A 21,557-nucleotide genomic window follows, 5' to 3' on the forward strand; every position below is an offset into this window, starting at 1 on the left:
CAGGATCGGTCAGGGATTAAAAGCCGCCACGCCGACCTAACTAAGTACTACTAGGCGCGAAGGCGAGCGGCTCCGAACTTCGGCTCGCGCTGCCGGCGCCGTGATCGGATCTGGAGGTCGTCAAGAAATAACTCAATAGCCGCACAACTCTGAGCGGACGACAGCGGGACGTCCCGCCGTCGTCTGCTCCTGCTTCCTCTAATTCGTCATTGTGGTGGGCGCCCAACTGGGCCACCATGTTCGTATGGACGTTGAAACCCCGAAGGCGACGGAGCTGAACCTTCCCCAGGCCTTCCTTCTTCTGGCAACGAACGACGTGAACGGAAAGCCCGAAGTGCCGGTGTTCGCACTCAGGACCACTGTGGCGGGGGCGATATTGGCCGAGCTGGACCTGATCGGTGCGATCGAACTGCAGGGGAAGCGAGTCAGGGACACCGGCGAGGCCCCGGAAACAGAATTCCGGCGCGAGCTCGAAGTCATCCGTGGCAAATCCCGGCCCCACACTCCCAAGGGATGGGTAGGCATGCTGGAGGGCCGCGCCGTAGTGCAGCGTGTCTACGAGGGCATGGCGTCGCTGGGGATTGTGGAACATGTCGGCGAAAAGCACCTGGGCAGGTTCCGGGCCGTGCGGTACCCGGAGAAGGACCACGCTCCGGAGGCGGCGCTCCTGGAAAAGATCCAGGCCGCCCTCAGCGGTGCGCCGTCCGATCTTGAGCCGCCCGAAACTACGGCGACCGATGCCGGCTCTGATGCGGGGACGACCGATGCGGAGGCGCTTGACGCAGGGACGACCGATGCGGAGGCGCTTGATGCGGGGACGTCAGATTCCGCTAAGCCCGCTGCCAAGCATGATTCCAAGGCACCCGAAGTCAGGACTATCGTGCTGATCGCTCTGCTTCAGGCGGCCGGAATGCTCGGCAAGCTCTTCCCGGCGGCAGATCTGACCCGGGCTAATGAGCTGTCGAAGGACTATTGGCCGTCCCGTGCGGTGGAGGACGAACTTCGGATGATCAGGCTAGCGGAGCAAGAAGCGGCAAACCTGTGAAGCTGCCCGCAGACCGCTAGGCACGGGAGCGGTCGGACGTTCTTATGCGGCCGGGTTCGGAAGAACCTCCAGGTTGTCGGCGACGAGCCGGCCATCGTGGATGACGGTGCGGTCGGCGCCGCGGTCCATGACGGTGCTTGTGATGGTCTCGCCATCAACCAGGACGATGTCCGCCCGATCTCCGGGAGCCAGGCCCGGCCGGTCGTCGGGACTGCTGAGGCGCTGGACGGTTCGGTCCATGATGGATGCGCCTCCGACGGTGGCGATCGCCGCGCAGTGCTCGATCAGCCGGTCCTTGCGCAGCCGGTGCGTGAAGGCCAACTGCCACGTGCGGTCGAGCATGTCGCAATTGCCGTAGGGGCTCCAGTAGTCCCTCTGCCCGTCCTCGCCCAAACCGACACGGATCCCCGCTTCGGTCATCCGGGCGAGGTCGAATTGCGACCCGCCGCTTGCCGGGGCGACCGTCGCCCAGGCAACGTCGAGATCGGCCATCTGCTCCACAAGCCGAGCGGTCACATCGGGGTGGACATTGGCGAGATCGTAAGCGTGGGACAGCGACACGTGTCCCTCCATCCCCAGCGCACGGGTGCGTTCGAAGATCAGTTCCGCGCTGAAGACCCCCAGGTGGCCAGGCTCGTGCAAATGAATGTCGACGTCGACGCCGTACTTCTCCGCCAGACCGAAGACGATGTCCAGATGGCGGACCGGGTCCCGGTCCAGCTGGCAGGGATCAATGCCGCCGATGGTTGTCGCACCTGCGCGGAGGGCCTCCTCAAGGAGCGGGACAGTGCCGTCCTCCAGCAGCAGGCCTGCCTGCGGGAAGGCCATGACTTCTACATCGGCGGCGTAGGCGAAGTGCTGTTTCGCGGCCATGACTGCCTCGAAGCGCTCAAGCTTGCAGTCCACGTCGATCTGGGCGTAGGAACGGACGCGAGTGGTGCCCCGCGCAATCATTCGTTCCAGCGTTCCCCGCACTACATCGCCGTAGGGGGCGGGGGTGTCGCGCCAGTTTTCCCGATCGTTGCACATCATGTTCCACACGCCGGGCGAGGCGGTGTGCTCCCGGAACGGCAGCCCGATCCTGGTGGAGTCGAGATGGACGTGCACGTCGGTGAACGCGGGCACGGCGATCCGGCCCCGTCCGTCGACCGCGCCGCCGTCGGCGACTGCTGCTACGACGGCGGTCCCCGCGGGGTGAACGGCCGCGATCCGCCCTTGGCGAACTTCAAGGTCTACGGCGTCCCCGCCCCAGGGGCGGACGTTAGTAATGAGCATTGTTCATTCCTTTCGGCTGGGTAATGAATGACGGCTGGGGAGGTACCGATCCCGCGGGACCGGTGCCTCCCCTACCGCAGCATGTATTGGAAGAATCATGTACTAGCTAGAAGTGGAACGCAGCCTGCGCGATGGCTGCTGCGGCGACGAAGCTCGCGCTGAACGTCATGAGGGCGACGATGACGACCTTCCAGCTCAGTGAGCGCAGGGCCTTGACGTCACGGCCAAGCGACATTCCGATCAGGGCAATCATGGGCAGGCCGGCGAAGAGGACGCTGATGTGCTGCGTAGCGGAGGCAACGAAGGGGCCAATGGGCAGGAACGTCGCGGAGGCGATGGTTGCCAGAGCCAGGACCCAGATGCTGGACGGAACCACCGGGACGAGCTTGGCGAGCACAAGCGCGATGGCGGTGAGGGCCAGCAGGATGAGTACGCCGACGGGATCCAGTGGCAGCAGTGAACCTGTACCGAGGGCGTTGAGCAGGAAGCCGGCCACCCCGGTCGCGGCGAAAGCGATCAGCCACGTCCTGGCTGTCCGGATAACAACGGGATCCTCTTCGATGCTGTTGACGTCCACGGTGTCGATGCCCGAGGCCTCGCCGGACTCGGGCACTCCGCCGCCCGGGTGTGCCGGGCCTGAGCTGCCCGCTTGGGTTCCGGCCGCAGCGCCCATGAGGGCGCCGCGGCGGACACGGCGGCCAAGGTCGTCCCGCCCGAAAATGCGGGACCACATCTTGTAAAGCTTCTGGCACATGGGCAGCGCGATAAAGACACCTGCGTAAGAAGCCGACGATGTTGGTGACGAGGTTGGACAGTGCGGCGCGGGCCATGATCTCCCCGGCCATCTCCGGATACAGGATGGACAGGGCGCCCACGCCCCCGAGCATCATGGAGGCGGACCCCAGTCCCAGGCCCAACGCGAGCGCCCGGGGACCAAAGAAGTCCATTCCGCCGAGCAGACCGGCCAGGAGGGAGATGAACACGGCGCCAAAAACGCTGCCCAGCACCCACACAGCGAACACGCCACGGTATTCGGGGGAGCGGACGCCGAAGCGCTGGATGGCGAAGGCAAGGTAGGACTCACGGTCGATCGACCAGGTGGCGCCGATCGCAGTGCGGCCCAGGCCAAGGGCCACCGCGACCGGCAGGGCCAGGACTACCGTGCCCACCACGTGTCCCACCTCCTGTAGGAGTATCGCGGGGCCGAGGCCGGTGAACTTCGTCAACGACGGGCCTATCTGAGTGCCCAGACCTGCCAAAAAGAAGACTATGGATACGTCCATCAGGTGGGTGGACACCGCACGGGCACGCCCGCCGATGGGTTTCCATTTCTGGACACCGAGGAATCCGCCGATGAGCACGGTCCACAGGATGGGCATCAGGACGATTGGGGCCGGGCCAAGCTGGAACTTGTGAGTGCCGATCGTGATGGCTAAAACATCCCGCATTGCGGAACCTGGTTCTTGGTATACCAAGTGACTGTATACTCGTACCCATTGAGAGGCAAGTCACATTTATCCGCTGCTACCAAGGAGGCACGTTGTACAAGAAAATCTCGGCCCGGTACGTACTGGGGTTCGACGGAACAGGGCACACGCTCATCGAGGACGGCGAAGTTGTCTTCGAGGGGGATTCCATCGTCTTCGCGGGGCGCAACTACGGGGGCCCGGTCGATGAGGAGCTCGACTATGGCCAGAGTTTGGTCATGCCCGGCCTGATAGACCTCGACGCCCTCGCCGACATCGATCACCTTATCCTGGACTCGTGGCCATCGCCCGATGTCGCCGCCGGCCACCTGTGGTCAGAGGACTACTTCGCCAACCGTCACCGGGACGTGTTCACGCCCTCGGAGCGCGCCACGGTCCGCGAGTTCGCCTTGGCGCAGCTCGCCCTGCACGGCATCACGACCTACATGCCGATCGCCTCGGAAATCCACAGTTCCTGGGCTGAAGGCCTCGATGAGCTTGTGGACATGGCGGAGACAAGCCGCCGGATCGGACTGCGCGGCTACTTGGGGCCGGCCTACCGTTCCGGGGTCCATGTCATCACCGCAGCAGGCGACCGCGAGGTCCACTTCGACGAGGCCCGGGGGCTTGCAGGCCTGCGTGACGCAGAGCGCTTCATGGACTACACCGCGGGTCTCGCAGACCCGCTCGTCACCGGGGCCCTGCTGCCGTGCCGCATTGAGACGCTGTCCGAAGACCTGATGCGGGAGACAGCGCGGGTCGCCAGGGAACGGGACTCGCTGGTCCGGCTCCACTGCCTCCAGTCCCCGCTTGAGGAGGAGCTCCTGCAGCAATCCACTGGCCGCGGCGTCCTGGAACTGCTCGAATCCACCGGCCTGTTCGGCGCGCGGCTTCTCATCCCGCATGGTGTGGTGATCGACGGCAAGGACCCGGCCGCGTCAGCGCCGGGCGGCCCGCTTGACACGCTGGCCCGCCACGGCGTCAGCATTGTCCATTGCCCGCTGACATCGTTCCGCTACCAGAAGCAGCTTGTTTCATTCGACCGTTTCCGCGAGGCAGGCATCAACATTTGCCTGGGTACTGACTCCTTCCCGCCGGATCTTGTGCGCGGCATGGACGCTGGCATGCACCTGACCCGGCTGGTCGAGGGGAGGCCTGACGCCGGGACCCTGGCGGACTATTTCGACGCCGCGACCCTCGGCGGCGCACGGGCCCTTGGGCGGGCTGACTTGGGGAGGCTTGCCCCCGGCATGCAGGCCGACATTACGGTGGTCTCCCTGACCAGCTTCGGCGACGGCGTCGTCGAAGACCCGCTGCGGACGCTTGTGCTCAACGGGACCGCACGCCAGGTGACCGACACCTTCGTGGCAGGGCGCCCGGTCGTGGTTGCCGGCGCCCTTCCAGGCATTGACCTCGACGTGCTGCGGGTTGAGGGGCAGCGGCTGTTCGACGCGATGCGGGCGGCCTACTCGGTACGGGACGCCCGGCTCCGGGAGCCTGACGAGCTGTTTCCGCCCACCTATCCACGCGCGGAAGTCGCTCAGCCGGTGGCTGTCCGGTAACGACCGCAACCTTCGGCTCTTCATTCGGTCACTTTTGGCTTGGTATACCAAAAGCGATAGAATGAAGTTGCTCGAGGGCTTCCAGCACCCTGTGGTGAAGCCTGTCCGCCCTCGGTGGAACCACGATTTTGACCTATTGCCACCGGACCCGCGCCTGCGCCAGGGCCTTCCCATTGGAGAGAACCATGTGCCTGCACGATCACAGCTCCGCTGTCCTGCCGCCAGCTGCTGTTCCCCGCCGCGGCATCCTGGCCGGGGCGGCCGCCCTGGCGGGAATCTCGGTGGCGAGTCTGGCTGCCCAGCTTGGAAGTGCCCCGGCAGCGAGGGCAGCGGGCAATGCATCAGGCCCCGGCTACCCGGGCCGCCCCGCTTCGCCCCAGCCCATGATCATCGAGGGCGGCACCATAGTGGACCCCAAGACGGGCAACGCAATGCAGGACGGGGTCCTTGTGCTGGAAGGAGGAAAGGTCACCGCGGTCGGCACCCGGGAGGAAACACGGCGTGCGGTAGCCGCTCTTGCCGGCCGTGCCCGCATCGTGGATGCCTCCGGCCGGTGGGTCCTTCCCGGCCTTATCGACGTGCATGTTCATGCGAACGCGCTCTCGGATGCGCGGGCCATCCTGCAGGGCGGAGCGACCAGTGTCAGAAGCGGTTCAAGCAGCTTCTATCAGGACGTGGCCCTCGCTGCCCTGCCTGCCTGGGCTGCCGGCGCCTCGCCGCGGATGAGTCCCGCCGGGCTGTTCATCTCACCCGATCTTGGGGACTCGCTCCTGGCAGACCCGGACCTTGCACCGCTCGCATCCCTGTCCGGGGGAGTCACGGCACCGACGGACCTTGCCTACCTCACCCGCGTCAACCTCAAACGCGGTGCCCAGGTGATCAAGACCCGGGCCAATCCCCGGGCAGGCCTTGCGGAACAAGACCCCCGCGAACTGGTCTACAACTACGAACAGCTCTCTGCAGTGGTCCAGGCCGCAGGCAAAGCAGGCGTGCTTTGCCACGCCTACAGCGCAGAGGGGATAGACGGTGCCGTCCGGGCCGGTGTGCGCAGCATCGAGCACGGCGTCTTCGTCAGTGAGGAGACCATCTCCCGGATGGCCCGCCGTGGCACTTACTTCACACCCACATTGGACGCCATCACGAGCATGGCAGGCTCTTCCAACCCGATCCTTGCTGCCCGCGGCACGGAGTACACGCCCATCATCAAAGCTGCTGTAAGGGCTGCCCATGAAGCGGGTGTGACGGTGGTAGCAGGGACGGACTCCTTCGGTTCCGATGTGACCCCCATAGGCACAGAAGCGCGTCTGCTTGCTGAGGCCGGGCTTTCACCGCTGGACGCGTTCCGGGCCGCGACAGTCAACGCCGCCGCCCTGCTCGGCTGGAGTGAGAGTGCAGGACGCCTGGTACGCGGTTCCTTTGCAGACGCGATCATCGTGGATTCTGATCCCTTGAACAATGCCTCGGCCCTGGAAGAAATCAGGGCCGTGGTGGCGCAGGGAGTCCTTGTCCGGAATGACCTCTGACCGGTCGTTACGGAAAAGCGCGACGCTGTCCCCTCCCACGTTCCTCCTGCCCGGGCTGCCCGGGCTGCCCGAGCTGCCCGAGCTACCCGGGCAAACGCGCCCTCCCAACCCAGAAAGCCACCCATGACCTTGATTCTTAAAGCCTCCGAGCTCCAGACCCTCGCCGATATGCCTGGGACCATTGCCGCCGTCGAACGCGTCTTTGCCGGCCTCAGCCGGGGCACCGCCATTCAGCCGGCGCCGGACTCGCTCCTCCTGCCGTCCTCGGACGCGAGGTTCCTGCCGATGGCAGCACTGTCCAGCGCCGAGGAGCTCGCGTCCGTCAAACTACTGGCGGACATCCCGGCAAACCGGGAGTCCGGCCTGCCCACGCAGCGGTCCACCATCATGCTTGTCTCCCAGCTAACCGGCGAAACCCTGGCCATCCTGGACGGCAAAGTCCCCACCCGGGTCCGTACTGCCGCCGCCAGTGCCGTGGCGACGAAGCTCCTCGCGAGGCCCGGCAGCACCACCCTGGGACTGGTCGGTGCAGGTGCCCTGGCCGTGGCACACGTGGAAGCCATGCTGGCCGTCCTGCCGATTGAAAACGTCGTGGTGTGGTCACGTTCCGCGGACACGGTCGCCGGCTTCTGTGACCAGATTTCCCATTACGGCCTGAACGTCACGCGGGCGGCCAGCGTCCGGGACGTGGTGGAGTCTGCCGACGTGCTGTGCACCCTCACACCGGCCGTTGAGCCTTTGGTTAAGGGCGAGTGGTTCAAGCCCGGACTTCATGTGAACGCCGTCGGATCCCGTCCGCGGGCGGACCACCGGGAGATTGATTCGGCGGGCATGGTGAGGGCAATGGTCTTTGTGGACAGCCTGGCCACGGCCAGGGCCAAATCCGGCGGGCTGATCATCCCGGTGGCCGAAGGTGTGATGGGCTTTGAGGACGTGGTAGCCGAGCTCGGTGACGTGGCGGCGGGAACAAAAGCAGGTCGCCTGGGTGATGAGGACGTAACCTTGTTCAACTCGGTTGGTATCGGTCTGCAGGATCTTGCCATCGGGCGTCTCCTGTACGACGCCGCGCTCAACCAGGGGATTGGCACCCGCGTGGAGCTGAATAACTGAGTAAGCGCGGACGTATGATGTCGCAGCAATAACGGGAGGCATGAATGACAGTCCAAGCGGAAGCCCCGGCGTCCTCGGCTGATACTGCCCGGGAACGGATCCGGGAGTTGATCATCTCAGGCGACTTCGCGCCAGGGTCCCGGCTCAGGGAACGTGACCTGTCCCAGACTCTGGCTGTTTCCCGGGTGCCCGTCCGGGAAGCACTCCAGCAGCTCGCAGCCGAAGGCTTCATCGACGCCTCCCCCCGGCGTGGTGCCACCGTCAAGCAGATCACCCTGCGCGACGTCAACGAGCTCTTTGAGGTGCGGCTCAGCCTGGAAGTCCTCGCCGCACGCCTCGCGGCCCAGGCCGCGGCAAGAGGCCAGCCGTCGTCGCGGCTGCAGCAGATGATGGACCAGGCAGAAGAAGCAACCCTGCGCCACGACCATGCGCAGATCCCGCTCAGCAATACGGCCCTGCACGCGGAGATCGTGGCGATGGGGGGCAACTCGCTCCTGGAGTACTCCATGAAGCCCCTGCTGGGCAGAATGCAGTGGCTCTTCACTTTGACCGGTCACCGTGACCCCCAGGTTCAGTGTGCGGAGCACCTGAGCCTGTGCCAGGCCATTTATGACGGCAAGCCGGACCTGGCGGCGGCGCTGGCCTTCGCGCATGTGGAGCTGGGCCGTGAACCGTCGCTCCAAGGACTGGCCGGGCGCCTGCCCGAAAGCTGACGACGGCGGGAGGTCCCGCCGTCGTCAGCTCACCTTGGCCGCGAAAGCAGCGGGGACGGGTGGCCCAACGCGGGGTCACTTTTGGCCCAATAGGTGCCCATTATTGGGCCGTAAGTGACCCCGCGTTGCATGTTAGTGCCAGAGCCCGAGTGCGAACTCCGCGATCACGGTGGAAAGCAGGAAGGACGCCGTGATGGCCACCAGGCCCACCGGGATGATCTTCCAGCCGATGTTCTTCAGCAAGGGGATGTCCTTGCCCAAAGACAGGCCAGCGAGTGTCAGCATCACCGTGGCGATGGACAGGAAGTCGACCGTCTTGATGACCGCGGTCAGCGCTGCCGCCCCGAAGAACCATGGGCTGGAGATGTACGCACCGATCGTGGTGATGTAGACGATCGCCGAGATCTTCTTCGTGATCTTCGCCAGGACAATGCTGACCAGGACCAGGGCCAGCATGATTCCGTACCCGGCGACGATCGTGAGGCTGAAGCCCTTGGCCGCCACCGACGCCGTGCCGATGCCGAGGACCGTGAGGACCGACAGGGACAGCCACAGCGGGAGCTTGATGGCTGCGGAGGATTCGGCCACGCGCTCGCGGAAGCGCCGGTTTTCTTCGGCCTGGGCCTCGTCCCGCTCAATGTCGGCCTGGCCGCGCTCGGCGGGGGCCCCGGATGCGCCTGGAGCCCCGGGTGCCCCGGCTGCAACCGCGGCGGCTTCGCGGGTCTGCCGGCGGGTGAGGAGTCTGTAGAAACGGTCCGCAAGCGGCAGCGCGATGTAGATGCCTACGTAGACGCCAAGGATGGTGGTGATCAGGTTGGACACCGCCGCCATGCCCAGGATGGCTTCCTGGTCCGCCGGATAGGCCGCGATGATACTGGCCGAGGACGCCGCCATCATGGAGCCGGATCCCACGCCGGCGCCCATCGCCAGGGCCAGCGGATCGAAGATCTTCCAGTTGGCCACCAGTGAGGTGAGCAGCGTGATGTACACGGCGCCGAACAGCGTTCCGAAGACGTACATGGCCAGCACTCCGCGGTACTGGTCCGAGTCGGGGCCGTACTTTTCGGAGACCATGGCGAAGGAAGGCTCCCGGTCAAGGGAGAACGTAGCGCCCACCGTTGCCTTGCCCATCCGGAGCAGGACGGCCAGGGGGAGCGCCAGCATGATGGTGCCCAGCAGGTGCCCCACTTCCTGCAGCAGCAGGGCCGGCCCTGCTTTGATCAGGCTGGGGAGGCTGGGCCCGATGTTGAACGCCAGCCTGGCCACCAGCAGCAGCACGGCCACGCCCACCAGCGCAGCGGCGATCCGCTGCAGGTCCAGGCCCAGGGGCTTGCACTTCTGGATGGAAACCAGGAGCCCCAGGATGAGGCCCCAGACCATGGGGAAGATGACGATTGCGCCGATTCCGATATCGATCTTGGCCTGGCCGATGAACTGGACGGCCAGCGCAATGACAAAGGCCAAGGCGGCGACCGGAAGCGTCAGCCGGGCACCAGCTTTATCGATCCGCGTGGTTGTGGTGCTGGTACTCATGATGTGCCTTCCTGAGTGAGAGTACGACGGCGGTATGCCGCTTTGGTGAAGCGTTCCCGTTCGGTGGGGGTCGAGGCCGCGGCGGCGACGGTCCAGGCCAGCGCGGCGGCTGCCTCGAACATCACGCCGTACGCCTCGGGGGTGTCCGCCAGCGCGGCGAACGCGTGCGAGTGGATGGGTACGTTGGCCCCGGGAATGCTGAGCCAGGGATGCAGGGACGGGATGACCTGGGAGATGTTGCCCATGTCGGTTGACCCGCCGCTGAGGCCGGCCGAGGGCGAGGTGTCCTTGCCGAACGCGTCCATCGCCGCCGTCCAGTGCGCAGCCAGGGCGTCGTCCTGGAGCAGTGGTTCGTAGAGGGGCTCCGTTGCCTCGATTTCCAGCGTGGTTCCGGTGGCCAGCGCGGCGCCTTCGAAGCAGCGGCGGACCCGCTCCAGCAGCGCCTCGTATTCCGGCAGGGTAAAGGCCCGGCACTCAAACTGGACCACCGCCCGGTCCGGAATGATGTTCGTGACGTGTCCGGCCTCGGCAACGTACAGCGCGATGCGGTGGTCGCCGGGGATCTGCTGCCGGAGCAGGCCGACGGCCACCTGGCTCAGCACGGCTGCATCGGCTGCGTTCACGGCCTGGTGCGGGGCTGCCGCAGCGTGCGCGGCCTTCCCGGTGAACGTCGCCTTGTACCGGCCCACGGCCTGGGCGCTGGTCCCCGCCGGGTTGTACGTCAGGCCGTCCTGGACGGGATGGACCATCAAAGCCAGCCCGACGCCGTCGAACGCCCCCTGTTCCAGCATGAGCACCTTGCCGCCGCCGTGTTCCTCGGCGGGCGTTCCGATGGCTTTCAGTGTGATGCCCAGTTCGTCGACGTAGGGCTGCAGCGCAAGGGCCGCTGCGACGGAGGCGCCCGCGATCAGGTTGTGTCCGCAGGCGTGGCCGATGTCCGGGAGTGCGTCGTATTCCACGCACAGCGCGACGGTCAGTTCACCGCGGCCGGCGCTGGCCGTGAAGGCGGTGGGCAGGCCGCCGGTGCCGCGTTCCACCGCAAAGCCACCCTCTGCCAGCAGGGCTGCTATCGCTTCGGCGGAGCGGACCTCCTCGAAAGAGATCTCCTTGTGCGCGTGGATTTCGCGCGCCAGGTCCTGCACCCGGGGCTTCCAGCGTTCGACGCCGACCGCTAGGGCGGCGCGGAGAGTCGCCATCGCGGGGGTTGTGTCTGTCAGTTCCATAAATACCTGCCTGCTTCAGTTGGACGCATGAGGAGGACGATTTAGTAGGACGCTTTAGTAGGACAGCGAGGGGAAGGGGGAGCCTGCCGCCTGCGTGGGCACCCAGATGGCCTTCGTCTGGGTGTACTCGTCCAGGACCCCGGGGCCTGAGGAACGGCCGTGACCGGAATCGCCGAAGCCGCCGAACGGGACCGCCACGTGGATGGTTTTATAGGAGTTGATCCAGAACGTACCGGCCTTCACCTCGCGGGCAATGTGGTGCGCCCGGGAAACATCCGAGGTCCACACGGCACCAGCCAAGCCGAAATTGGTGTTGTTGGCGCGCGCGATGGCCTCAGCCTCGGTGTCGAACGCATCCGCACCCACCACCGGGCCGAAGACCTCCGTGGTTTCGAGCCGGTTCGACGGCGTGACGCCGTCCAGCAGGGTGGGCATGACCCAGTGCCCGCCGGCCAACGCGGACCCGGCCAGCGCGTCCGGAAGCGCGGCCCCCGTTACCCGGCGGCCGCCGTCGTGCATTCCGGCCTCAATCAGGGTGTTGACGGTGGCGAACTGCTGGGCGGTGATGATGGGGCCCACCTCGGTGTCCGCGCTCAGCGGGTCGCCGACGCGCAGGAGGGCAGCCTTCGCGGCGACCATTTCAACGAACTGTGCGTAGACGCCGCGCTCCACGAGGAGCCGTGATCCGGCCACGCAGGACTGGCCGGCGCCGGAGAAGATCGCCGAAACGGCGCCGTCCGCGGCCCGGTCCAGGTCGGCGTCGGCAAACACAATGTTGGCGCTCTTTCCGCCGAGCTCCAGCAACGCGGGGATCCCGGCCTGCGCTGCCGCTACGGCCACCTGGCGGCCGGTGGGGACGGAGCCGATGAAGCTGATCTTGCCGACGCGGCGGTCGGTGGTGAGGGCGGCGCCCACGGTCTGGCCCAGCCCTGCGGCGACGTTGAAGACGCCTGCCGGCAGCCCCGCTTCGTGGGCCAGCTGGGCGAGCCGGACCGAGGAGGCCGGGGTGAATTCGCTGGGCTTGATGATCACGGCATTGCCGGCGGCCAGCGGGGCGGCGGAGTTCCAGCCCGCCGTGAACAGCGGAGCATTCCAGGGGGTGATGGCGACAACGACGCCCCACGGCACACGTTCGGTGTAGGTGTGCCACGGCCCGGGAACGGGAATGGTCTGGCCGGTCAACTTGTCCGCCCAGCCGGCGTAGTAGCCGAACATTTCGGCCACCTTGGCGGCTTCAACGCGGGCGTCGCGGATGGGTTTTCCGGTGGTGGCGGACTCGAGGATGGCGAGTTCCTCGCCGTGCTCCTCGACGACGCGGCTGACGTTGCGGAGGATGGCTGCCCGTTCGAAACCGTTCAGCCCGCCCCAGACCGCCGCGCCCGCCGTCGAGCTTTCCAGGATGGCGTTGGCACCCTCGGCGCCGGGGTCCGCGTAGGTGGCAAAGGGTTCGCCGGTGGCGGCCGCGGTGAGCGTGATGCTCTCGCCGCTGCCGGAGACTACTTTGCCGTCAACGAAGGCGCCGAGGCCGGCCGGGAAGGCTGCGTCCAGGACGGCCCGGGCGGTGGCTGCCGAGGAGGAGGCGGGTGCTGTTGTGATGCTCAAGATGGTGGTCCTTCGGGGCTGGGGGGAGTGGCTGCTTAAGCGACGGGAGCGGTGCTTAGTTGTCCGGGCTGGTGCTGGGGGCGCCGGCGGGCGTGATGGCTGGGGCGACGGTCCTGGCGATTTCGGTGAAGTCGGCCCGCGGCCCGAGGGCGGCCAAGGCCTCCTGCCACTGGCCTGCGACGGCGGCGAGCAGTGCCGGCTTTTCGCCGATCTGCGCGGCGACCTCCACGGCGAGGGCGGCATCGCGTGCCATCAGGCCCAGCGAGAAGCCCGAATTGTGGGTGCCGCTGAGGACCCAGTTCGGATACATGTTCGCGGAGACTTTGCTGCCGCCGGAGGCTTCGCTGATGCTGGCGGCGGCCGTGGCGGGATCGATGCCGTAGGCCTTGGCGACGCTGAGGGCCTCTCCCACGGAGACCAGATTGGCCGCGGCCAGGACGTTGTTGAGGAGTTTGACCACGTTGCCGCTGCCGGGGCCGCCGATGTGGCTGTACTTGCCGCCGGTGAGGGCGAGCAGGACAGGTTCGGCCGCTGTGAGGGCGGCCTCCGTTGCGCCGACGAAGGCGCTCAGGGATCCGGTTGCGGCGCCGTCGCGGCCGCCGGACACCGGCGCGTCCACGAAGGCTGCCCCCTGTGCTTCCGCCAGCTCTGCCATGTGCTTGCTGGTGCCCGGTTCGGAGGTGGTGGTATCGATAATGGCGACCGTTCCCGGTGCGGCCAGGAGCTGGGGCACAGTGGTTTCTACGATGCTGGCCGCGGGGAGGGAGAGGACTGCGTAGGCGGTTCCGGCGACGTCCGCGAGGTTGGCGGTGGTGGCGATTCCTGCTTCGGAAGCGGCAGCCCGGGCGGCCTCTGACGGGTCGAAACCGGTGACGTCCCAGCCGGCGCGGTGGAGGGTGGCGGCCATCGCCCCGCCCATGGCGCCGAGGCCGATGACGGCGACGCGGCGGTGGGTGCTGGTGTTCATAAAAACTCCTGGGAAAGGTATGCGGTGTGGGGCCTGTCAGTGGTGCCGGGGTCAGTCGAGATAGATGTCCAGGTCTTTCCAGAGCTGCTGGGTGCGGCGGATGGCGGTGCGGCTGCGTTCGGGGTGCGCCGCCTCCATGCCCGCGAGCAGGCCGTAGACCAGGGAGTTTGCGCCGGTGACGGACTGGAAGAAGGAGATCCCTTCCGAGGCCACCACCAGGAGGTGGTCGGCCGCTGCTGCGAGGCGGCCGCGGCGCATGTCGCTGATGGCAATGACCGTGGCGCCCGCCTGCTTCGCGGCCTCGGCGGTGACAATGATCTGCCGGATGGAGCGCCACATGTTGATGACCACCAGTACATCCCCGGGGCCAAGGGTGTTGGTGCTGGAAGCCAGGTGGACGCCGCCGCGGTTCTCCAAGGTGATGGGGTACCCCATCGTGGAGCCCAGGTGCGCCATCACGCTGGCGGGGCCGGCGAAGGAGCCAAGCCCGACGACGGTGATGGACTTCGCGGCGGCCATGGCAGCAATGGCGGCCTCGGCGTCGTCGGCCGTGTTGGAGTCCAGCGTCAGGCGCAGGTTCTCGATGTCGTGGTTGATCGCGTCGTGCAGGGGGCTGCGGTGTTCGCCGTGCTCGGTCAGGGTGTCCTCGGTGGAGATCATCACGAGGTACCGGGCGCGCAGTTCCCGCTGGAGGTCGGGCCAGCCGCGGTAGCCCAGGTGCTGGGCGGCGCGGACCACCGTGGAGTTGTTGACATCGGCGCGCTGGGCAATTTCGGCGATGTCGGCGTAGGAGGAAAGCTGCGGATTGCGGCCGATGACATCCACCACCCGGCTCTGGGCCTTGGACAGCGGAACGTCGGGGAACACGTCGCCGAGCCAGGCGTGCGTAAGGTTTCCGGTGCTGCTGTCGCCTGCTGTACCGGCTTCAAGATCGACCGCGTTGGTGTTCAAACCGGACCTCTTCTGTAACGTTCATCACTCTGCAAGGCTGATTGCATTAAATGTACTCTGCAATTTCGATTGCGAATAGTGGTTTTCGTTTCCGGTTTGTAAATCATCGTTGTGGTGGGTGGCCCGGCGGGTCCACCATGATCATATGGATGCCAACATTCAGAAGAGCGGGGAGCTAAGCCTGCCCCAGGCTTTCCTCCTCCTGGCCACCAATGACAAGGACGGCCAGTCCGCCGTTCCGCAGCCGTGCTCAGGGCCGCATTGGCCGGTGCGATCCTGGCCGAGCTGGACCTGCTCGGTGCAATCGAGCTGCAGGGGAAGCATGTCAGGGCTACCGGCGCCACCCCGCATACGGACTTCCAGCACCAGCTGGAGATCATCCGGGACAAGTCGCGCCCGCACACTCCCAAACGGTGGGTCTCGATGCTGGAGAGCCGCGCCGAGCTGCACCGGGTCTATGAGGGGATGGCGTCGCTGGGCATCGTGGAACATGTGGGCGAAAGGCACTTTGGTCTGTTCAGGACCACACGCTACCCGGAGAAGAACCACGCTCCGGAGGCGGCGCTGCTGAAAAGGATCGAAGGCGCGCTCCGGGGTGGAATCCCCGATCCTCGGACTACCGCGCTCACGGCACTGCTCTACTCGGCGGAGCTGCTCGGGAAGATCTTCCCGGCAGTGGATCAGGGCCATGCGAGGGAACTGGCGAATGACTATTGGCCGTCCCGCGCGGTGGCCGGCGAGCTGCGCATGATCAGACTGGCGGAGGCAGAAGCCGCAACGTAGGACTGCGGACCGCGGCGGGAGGTTCCGCCGTCGTCGGCGTCTCGGGTTCTCAGGCGTCCGCTATTTTGCCGCTGGCCCAGCGCTGCCCGGCACCATAGTGCTGACTTCACTGTGACCACAGGTCCGTCAGCAGTTGCTGTACGTGCTGCGGCTGCTCGACGTTGGCGAAGTGGCCGCAATGGGGGATCGTCACGGTCCGGACGTTCGGAACTGTGGCGGCAAGGCGGTCCAGGTCGGAAAGGGACGTGAACACGTCAGTGTCCCCGCGGGTGGCCAGGACGGGGCAGCGGATGCCGCGCCACTGGTCAAAGTCGTAGTGCGCCACAGCCCGGGCCGCCGCGGAGAAGCTGGCCGGGCGGGCGTCATGGCCGAGCCCACGGATCACGGACGCGGGGATGCGTGCGGGATCTGCGAAGAACGGTGACATCAACGGTCCCATCACGGGTGTGGCACCGACTGCACGGACCACTACCAGGCCCGCCGGACCGAGGGCCGCCATTGAGCGCATCAGCAGTCTCATGCCGACAAACGCCGGGAACCGGGACAGGTTGCGCAGTGGCTGGCGGGCGGCCTCGGACACGCCGAATGTGGTGGCCGAAATGGCGGCCGCGCTGGCGGTCCGCTCCGGCCAAACCGCGGCAATATGCAACGCCAGGAAGCCTCCCATGGAGTGGCCCACGAGGTTCCACCGCGCGTAGCCGAGCCCGTTCAGCACCTCGGTGACTGCGCACGCCATCGCCTCGATGCCGAAGTGCTCCAGCCGGGCACCCGCGGTGGATTCGCCCCAGCCCGGCAGATCGATCAGGACACGATCCCGGGGCGACGCTGCGGACAGCAGCGGCTCAAAAGTGGTCCAGGATCCCGCGGCGCCGTGAAGGTAAACCTCCGGGATGCCGGACGCTGGAAACCCGGTGCCGAGTTGGACACGCACCGTGCACGGGCCCAGTCCGGTGGGAATGATGTGCCGCTGCAGCGTGCCCGCCCTCGCCGCGGATTCCTGCCGAACGCTCATGCCCGCCTTCCTCTGGTGGTCTCTGCCAATACTGTTGATGTCTACAAAGGATTCGGAGCCGCGGCGTACCTGGACCGGAGATGCCGAGCACAGCTGCCTGGCTTGGGCACCAAGCGGAAACGGACGACGGCGGGAGGTCCCGCCATCGTCCGCTTCTCCTGTGTCAGGCGTCGAGTAATCCGCCGCTGGCCCAGCGCCGGACGGCGAGCTTCTCGGCGGCGTCGAATTCCAGCAGCGCCACCCGGCAGAGTTCCTCCACGTTCGCGGTCCAGGCTGCGGCCAGGCCTTCGGCCGTCGCTTCGTCGGTGAGCGGAAAATTGACGTAGGCCAGGCCTTGAAGGACAAAGCTAACGGCGTTGCGGGAGACCGGCTGGTCCGCGGTGACGCAGTCGTCCCGCACCATGCGGGACAGTTCGGTGCGGTTGAGCGGATGCTCGCGGAGCCTGGCTGCCATGGCTTGGAACATCTGCCGGAACTGGGCTGCTGAAAGTGCGGGCACATCCGTGACCCTGGTGACCTGCTCCTCGATGCCGGGTTGGAGGTCAGCGGGCGTCGGAAGATCCTCGTTCGAGAACCGCTTCGCGTCCCAGACCCAGCCGCCTTGCGCCGGGGAGTATTCCATACCCTGGCCGATCTGGGACACCCAGGTCCCGAACTTTCCCCAGCCGCCCCAGTCTGTCTTCAGGGAGGGCTCAGCCGTGAGTGCCCGGTGGGCCACCATCGCGCCGTTCACCGGACCCGGGGCGGCGCGGACAAACCCGAGGACCTCACGGACGGCGGGCGAAGCGGACTTGGCCTTCGCCTTCCCCGCCGGCGGGACAGCCGGCTGTTTCCCGGACGCCACCGTATGGACCGGTTCCACGGTTGAGCCGTTGAGGATGGCGACGAAGTCGTGCGATTCCACTACGTGATCCGCCATCTCCCGGTAGGCAAAAGCTACGGCGCCGGCCGCGATGACTGTGGTCATCCGGTCAGCGGCCCGGAACCGCTGGATCAGGGACGTGAAATCGGCGTCAGCGGAAGCGATGAAGAACTCTTCGATGCCAACGTTGCCGGACAGTGCGTCCATGGCGTCAAGCACCAGGTTGATGTCCGTACTGCTCTTGCCACGCTGCGTCAGCGACGGACAGTCGATCACACGGAAGCCGGCCCGGGTCCAGTATGTTCTGTATTTCGAGTACACCACCGGATTCAGGTAGCAGTTGCGGATCAGGAACCTGCGGGCGTCCTCCCCGGAACCGCCTGCTGACAACGCGTCTGCCCAGTGCTTCGGGTCTTCGGCAAAGCGCTTCGCCGCCAGTGGATCCAGCGCCTGCAGGCCGGTGAAGACATTGTCGAAATCAACAAACATCGCAGCCCGGATGCCTGGCCTGCGGGAGGGTGAGAGGGCGTCATTCATTGGCTTAGTTTGGCAGTATCGGCGCCAACTGGCGACCGTACCGGCTGCGCCACGCCACTCGTGTTGACCAGCCCGGCCGAACCTGCATACAGCGGGGCAATCTTGCCCAGATGCATCTCGCGGCGAAGCGCATGGTGAGTCTCCGCCATGGCCACCCCACCGCGGCTATGCTGTTCCGATTTGAACAAACGCGAGGTCTCACCCGTGGTGTCCCGCAGGTCTTGAGCAAAGGGCTCAGGACGTCCACAACTTCCATTCCACGGGTCGCCGGGGCCGCCCAGAAGGCCGTCCTCAGTCCGATGCGGTAGGAGTCGTCCTCGCGGTCAAAGAATCTTGTGCGGGGGTGCAATTTCGCATCCGGGAATTAATGTTCTGAACAGCAGCAGTAAATAGCCTGGTCTGCACGCGAGTACTCTACGCATTTATGGAGCGAAACTCTGGACGGTCAGCTCAAGAGGTCGACGCCCGGCCAGTTGAGCAAATCTACATTTCCTAACGGAGTTTTTAAACCGGGAATCCGAAAAAGCCGTGACGGCAGCCACCGGGGGCAGCAGAGCGCGCCTGTAAGACGCCCAATGCCGGTGTGCGTGCCGCAGGGAGTCCTTTTCACCGCCTTGTGGTGATTTTCTGGAAACTGGCATTAAAAATATAAGTGTGTATGGTATCGGGTAGATACAAACAAAGAAAGGTGTGATTCCAATGTCAGGAAAATCGCCCAAGAGCGTCAGTGCCAAAAAGCCGGGAAAGTCTATTCTCGAAAAAAGAGCCGACAAAAAAGCTAAAAACGAAACCAGTGAAACTCTGTTCGCAAAGCCGCGCAAAAACCAGCGTTAATAAACGCGGGCAGCCGGATGCGAGACTCCTAGCCCCGTTCGGCTGCCCGCCACCACTTTGCCGGCCTGAGGCCGCAGCTGAGAACATCGTTTCAGTCGCAAGGACAAGACCATGAACACCACATACAACGCCCTGATCGTCCCCGCGCACCTCACTCAACCAGTGCGCATCGAAACCGTGGACACGGTCATGGCAGCCCTGCAGAAACTGGTCGCAGGAAACATTGAAGCCATCACCAGCAGAGACTGGCATGTCTACTTGAACGACGAGGGAAACCGCCTGCCCCAGAACGCGCGGGCCGAAGTGCTCATCCGCGAAGCAGGCGTCTATCTCGACGACACCTTCAACGGGACCGCGGTATTCCTCGGGCACGGAAGCCGCGGGGATGAATCAGACGCTCCCCGGCACCTCATCCGGCTTGCAAAGCAGCTTTTCGACGTGCCGCTGGCGGCCTGACCTCGTATGGTGCGGCTTGACATAGGGAACGGCACCAAACGCAGGCGGACGACGGCGGGACCTCCCGCCGTCGTCCGCTGGCCCAGTTCAACGAAGCTTCGCGTGGCCGCTCAGTTGATTGAAGGCGACGCGCTGAGGTAACTCTTCACACTGGCGCGGAGGGCTTCGGTATGTTCGTAGATCTCCTCGAGGGAGGAAATAGGGACGCGCGTTTCTTCCTTGTTGTCGTCGAAGATCCCGATGTATTTCTGCGTCCGGTTGAAGTGCAGGCGTGCGATCGGTTTGCGGTTGTTATCATCCAGCAGCACGGCGAAGTAGGACTTGGCATCGCGCTGGACCACGCGGGCGGGCTTCACCTCGCTGCAGACGATGGCACGGACGATCTGGTAGCCTTCGATCTCCTCAAGGGTGGTCTCTAGGGAGTCAGCGTTTGCCAGGTCGGCTTCCGCCACCGGCGCGCTCGTGACACTTGCGGCCGCGTCCTCAGCCTGCGGGAAGCCCGGGGCGCCGAGGGCTTTCTTCAGACGCTCGTTCACCTGGTCGTTGAGGAACTGCTTGGACGCCTTGGTCACTAGCGCCGTGAACTGCTCACGCACTTTCTGCGTGTACGCGCCGGGATAGACGCGGCCGGTGAGGAACTTGATCCATTCGTCCTCCGGTTCCCTGAACTGCGCCGCCAATGTCCGTTTCAACTCGCCGATGTACTTCAGTTCACCGGCGGCATTGATGATCGAGTCGAGGTCAAAGACGTCCTTGGACAGCTTCTGCAGCTCCGGGATCAGGGACTCATCTATGTCCGTGAGGACTAGGACCAGGAAGGGCTTCGCGTCCATCCGGTTCGGAGCATCGAGATCCGTGAAGAATTGGTACACCTCGCCATTGGTGAGGATCGCGATGCGCGCGTTCGTCACGGCGAAGTAGCGGAAGAGCTGTGATGCGTGCTCGATTTTCACCGGCTCCGTGGACTTCTTGCACTCGATAAGGATCTGGACTTCGCCGTCTTTGACGATCGCATAATCGATCTTCTCGCCCTTTTTCAGGCCCACATCGGCGGTGAACTCCGGCACCACTTCCATTGGATTGAAGACGTCATAGCCAAGAATCGTTGAAATGAAGGGCATCACAAACGCGTTCTTTGTTGCCTCTTCGCTCTGGATTACTTCTCGCTGCTGGCGCACCTTTGCTGCCAAAGCCGAGAGCTTTTCTGGAAACTCCATTTTTCCCCCTTGAAAAACTGATGGTGCTGCTTACCGTAACGCAGGACTCTCAGAACTCAATGGATTCGGGTCTACCGCTTGCCAACCAGGGTTTTCCTCTCGTTCACAGGCTTCAGCTCGCCGGGAGGTGCAGGTGGCTTCTACTCGGGCGCAGCCGTTGAGATCCCGCTCAGCGCGCCAATGTAATCCAGCGTTTTGGGACTGACGTGCCGCACCTCCGTTAGGGCTTCCCGGAGAGCTTCACCCTTGGTCTGATCACTGAGCGCGCCGCGGAGTTCCGCTACCGTTTCGATGCCGAGACGCTCGAACACGCGCGTGATGTCCTCTACTTGGGCCAGGCGGCCAGGCGACGGCCAGTCGATGACTTCGGAGAGCTTCCCCGTATTCAGGTGCTGCCGGAACCCGCTCGTCGTGGCGGCATCCGGCCATTCCTCGACCAGGGCTTCGACGCGAGGCTTGACGGTTTCGTTGTAGTTCTGCCGGCGCTGGAGCGTGGAATCGACAATGATGGCGCCGACGTGGTCCCAACCGCGGCTAGCTTCGATCGGGGCGTCGGTGCCGTGTGAGTCCATTGGCGCCGGAGTATTGGCAGCATCATTATCGGTAGTCATACCTGAATACTTCCACGTGCCGTGCGACGGCGGGGCCTCGCGCCGTCGTTCGTGGCGCCATCAGGACACGAAGCGTTGTCTTAGTCCGGGGAGGCGGGGCCGGCGGGGCCCATGGTTTCACAACAGAGAAATGGTCCGGGCGGTTGCATCGATCGCCAAGGACCGGCTCCCATTTTGGCCCCACGTCCCAATCCGTTCTCGCTTAAATGTCAGACCCTCACTAATCCGAAAATGGAGGTGCGCTGAAGGCGGCTGGCGCGTAGGGATGTGCCCGT

At 65.3% G+C, this 21,557-nt stretch carries 18 protein-coding genes; 7 read left to right on the top strand and 11 right to left on the bottom strand.

The window, feature by feature from the left end:
• The first annotated feature begins 244 nt into the window (after nucleotides 1–244).
• A complete protein-coding gene (locus tag QK290_RS17005; protein ID WP_282331820.1) occupies nucleotides 245–1,045 on the top strand; it encodes a GPP34 family phosphoprotein in 801 nt (266 codons plus the stop codon).
• Nucleotides 1,046–1,087: 42 nt separating this feature from the next.
• On the opposite strand, the gene QK290_RS17010 is transcribed toward QK290_RS17005, so the two are convergent.
• Entirely contained in the window at nucleotides 1,088–2,320 is a 1,233-nt protein-coding gene (locus QK290_RS17010; RefSeq protein WP_282331821.1) for an amidohydrolase family protein, read from the bottom strand.
• A 106-nt stretch (nucleotides 2,321–2,426) separates the two neighbouring features.
• Nucleotides 2,427–3,053: a hypothetical protein gene (locus tag QK290_RS17015; protein ID WP_282331823.1), complete on the bottom strand. Its 627-nt coding sequence runs from the start codon at nucleotides 3,051–3,053 to the stop codon at nucleotides 2,427–2,429.
• An 807-nt stretch (nucleotides 3,054–3,860) separates the two neighbouring features.
• On the opposite strand from QK290_RS17015, the gene QK290_RS17020 reads away from it, so the two are divergent.
• The 4 genes from QK290_RS17020 (at nucleotide 3,861) to QK290_RS17035 (ending at nucleotide 8,694) form a co-directional block, all read left to right on the top strand.
• The gene (locus QK290_RS17020) at nucleotides 3,861–5,348 is read left to right on the top strand and encodes an amidohydrolase family protein (protein WP_282331824.1); all 1,488 of its coding nucleotides are present in this window, start codon (nucleotides 3,861–3,863) and stop codon (nucleotides 5,346–5,348) included.
• Nucleotides 5,349–5,533: 185 nt separating this feature from the next.
• Nucleotides 5,534–6,871 (top strand): amidohydrolase family protein, encoded by a 1,338-nt coding sequence (locus QK290_RS17025; protein WP_282331825.1) that lies wholly within the window; start codon nucleotides 5,534–5,536, stop codon nucleotides 6,869–6,871.
• Nucleotides 6,872–6,994: 123 nt separating this feature from the next.
• Complete coding sequence (locus QK290_RS17030; RefSeq protein ID WP_282331826.1) at nucleotides 6,995–7,981, top strand: ornithine cyclodeaminase family protein; 987 nt, start codon at nucleotides 6,995–6,997, stop codon at nucleotides 7,979–7,981.
• Between the two features lie 44 nt (nucleotides 7,982–8,025).
• The gene (locus QK290_RS17035; RefSeq protein WP_282331827.1) at nucleotides 8,026–8,694 is read left to right on the top strand and encodes a GntR family transcriptional regulator; all 669 of its coding nucleotides are present in this window, start codon (nucleotides 8,026–8,028) and stop codon (nucleotides 8,692–8,694) included.
• A gap of 132 nt (nucleotides 8,695–8,826) precedes the next feature.
• On the opposite strand, the gene QK290_RS17040 is transcribed toward QK290_RS17035, so the two are convergent.
• Genes QK290_RS17040 through QK290_RS17060 form a run of 5 tightly spaced genes read right to left on the bottom strand, consistent with a single transcriptional unit; the run spans nucleotide 8,827 to nucleotide 14,970 of the window.
• Nucleotides 8,827–10,227: a DUF3100 domain-containing protein gene (locus QK290_RS17040; protein WP_282331828.1), complete on the bottom strand. Its 1,401-nt coding sequence runs from the start codon at nucleotides 10,225–10,227 to the stop codon at nucleotides 8,827–8,829.
• The gene (locus QK290_RS17045) at nucleotides 10,224–11,450 is read right to left on the bottom strand and encodes an amidohydrolase (RefSeq protein WP_282331829.1); all 1,227 of its coding nucleotides are present in this window, start codon (nucleotides 11,448–11,450) and stop codon (nucleotides 10,224–10,226) included. The genes QK290_RS17040 and QK290_RS17045 overlap by 4 nt, the downstream gene beginning before the upstream one ends.
• A gap of 54 nt (nucleotides 11,451–11,504) precedes the next feature.
• A complete protein-coding gene (locus QK290_RS17050) occupies nucleotides 11,505–13,052 on the bottom strand; it encodes an aldehyde dehydrogenase family protein (protein ID WP_282331830.1) in 1,548 nt (515 codons plus the stop codon).
• Nucleotides 13,053–13,107: 55 nt separating this feature from the next.
• Nucleotides 13,108–14,019, bottom strand: coding sequence for an NAD(P)-dependent oxidoreductase (locus QK290_RS17055; protein ID WP_282331831.1), 912 nt, complete (start codon nucleotides 14,017–14,019; stop codon nucleotides 13,108–13,110).
• 51 nt (nucleotides 14,020–14,070) lie between these two features.
• Nucleotides 14,071–14,970, bottom strand: a complete 900-nt coding sequence (locus tag QK290_RS17060; RefSeq protein ID WP_282331832.1) for a MurR/RpiR family transcriptional regulator — start codon at nucleotides 14,968–14,970, stop codon at nucleotides 14,071–14,073.
• Nucleotides 14,971–15,216: 246 nt separating this feature from the next.
• Between QK290_RS17060 and QK290_RS17065 the strand changes: the two genes are divergently transcribed.
• Entirely contained in the window at nucleotides 15,217–15,753 is a 537-nt protein-coding gene (locus QK290_RS17065) for a GPP34 family phosphoprotein (protein ID WP_348994480.1), read from the top strand.
• A 106-nt stretch (nucleotides 15,754–15,859) separates the two neighbouring features.
• Here QK290_RS17065 and QK290_RS17070 read toward each other — a convergent pair whose 3' ends face one another.
• Together QK290_RS17070 and QK290_RS17075 are read right to left on the bottom strand one after the other, a co-directional pair.
• Nucleotides 15,860–16,765 carry an alpha/beta hydrolase gene (locus QK290_RS17070; RefSeq protein WP_282331833.1) on the bottom strand — a complete coding sequence of 302 codons (906 nt, stop codon included), beginning with the start codon at nucleotides 16,763–16,765 and terminating at the stop codon, nucleotides 15,860–15,862.
• A gap of 163 nt (nucleotides 16,766–16,928) precedes the next feature.
• Nucleotides 16,929–18,164, bottom strand: a complete 1,236-nt coding sequence (locus tag QK290_RS17075; RefSeq protein WP_282331834.1) for an NYN domain-containing protein — start codon at nucleotides 18,162–18,164, stop codon at nucleotides 16,929–16,931.
• Nucleotides 18,165–19,109: 945 nt separating this feature from the next.
• Here QK290_RS17075 and QK290_RS17080 point away from each other — a divergent pair.
• Nucleotides 19,110–19,454, top strand: a complete 345-nt coding sequence (locus tag QK290_RS17080) for a hypothetical protein (RefSeq protein WP_282331835.1) — start codon at nucleotides 19,110–19,112, stop codon at nucleotides 19,452–19,454.
• A 110-nt stretch (nucleotides 19,455–19,564) separates the two neighbouring features.
• On the opposite strand, the gene QK290_RS17085 is transcribed toward QK290_RS17080, so the two are convergent.
• Nucleotides 19,565–20,671, bottom strand: coding sequence for a type I restriction endonuclease (locus QK290_RS17085; protein ID WP_282331836.1), 1,107 nt, complete (start codon nucleotides 20,669–20,671; stop codon nucleotides 19,565–19,567).
• A gap of 140 nt (nucleotides 20,672–20,811) precedes the next feature.
• Nucleotides 20,812–21,282, bottom strand: coding sequence for a hypothetical protein (locus QK290_RS17090; protein WP_282331837.1), 471 nt, complete (start codon nucleotides 21,280–21,282; stop codon nucleotides 20,812–20,814).
• Between the last annotated feature and the right edge of the window lie 275 nt (nucleotides 21,283–21,557).

The sequence above is a fragment of the Pseudarthrobacter sp. AL07 genome (assembly GCF_029960665.1).
GTDB lineage: Bacteria > Actinomycetota > Actinomycetes > Actinomycetales > Micrococcaceae > Arthrobacter.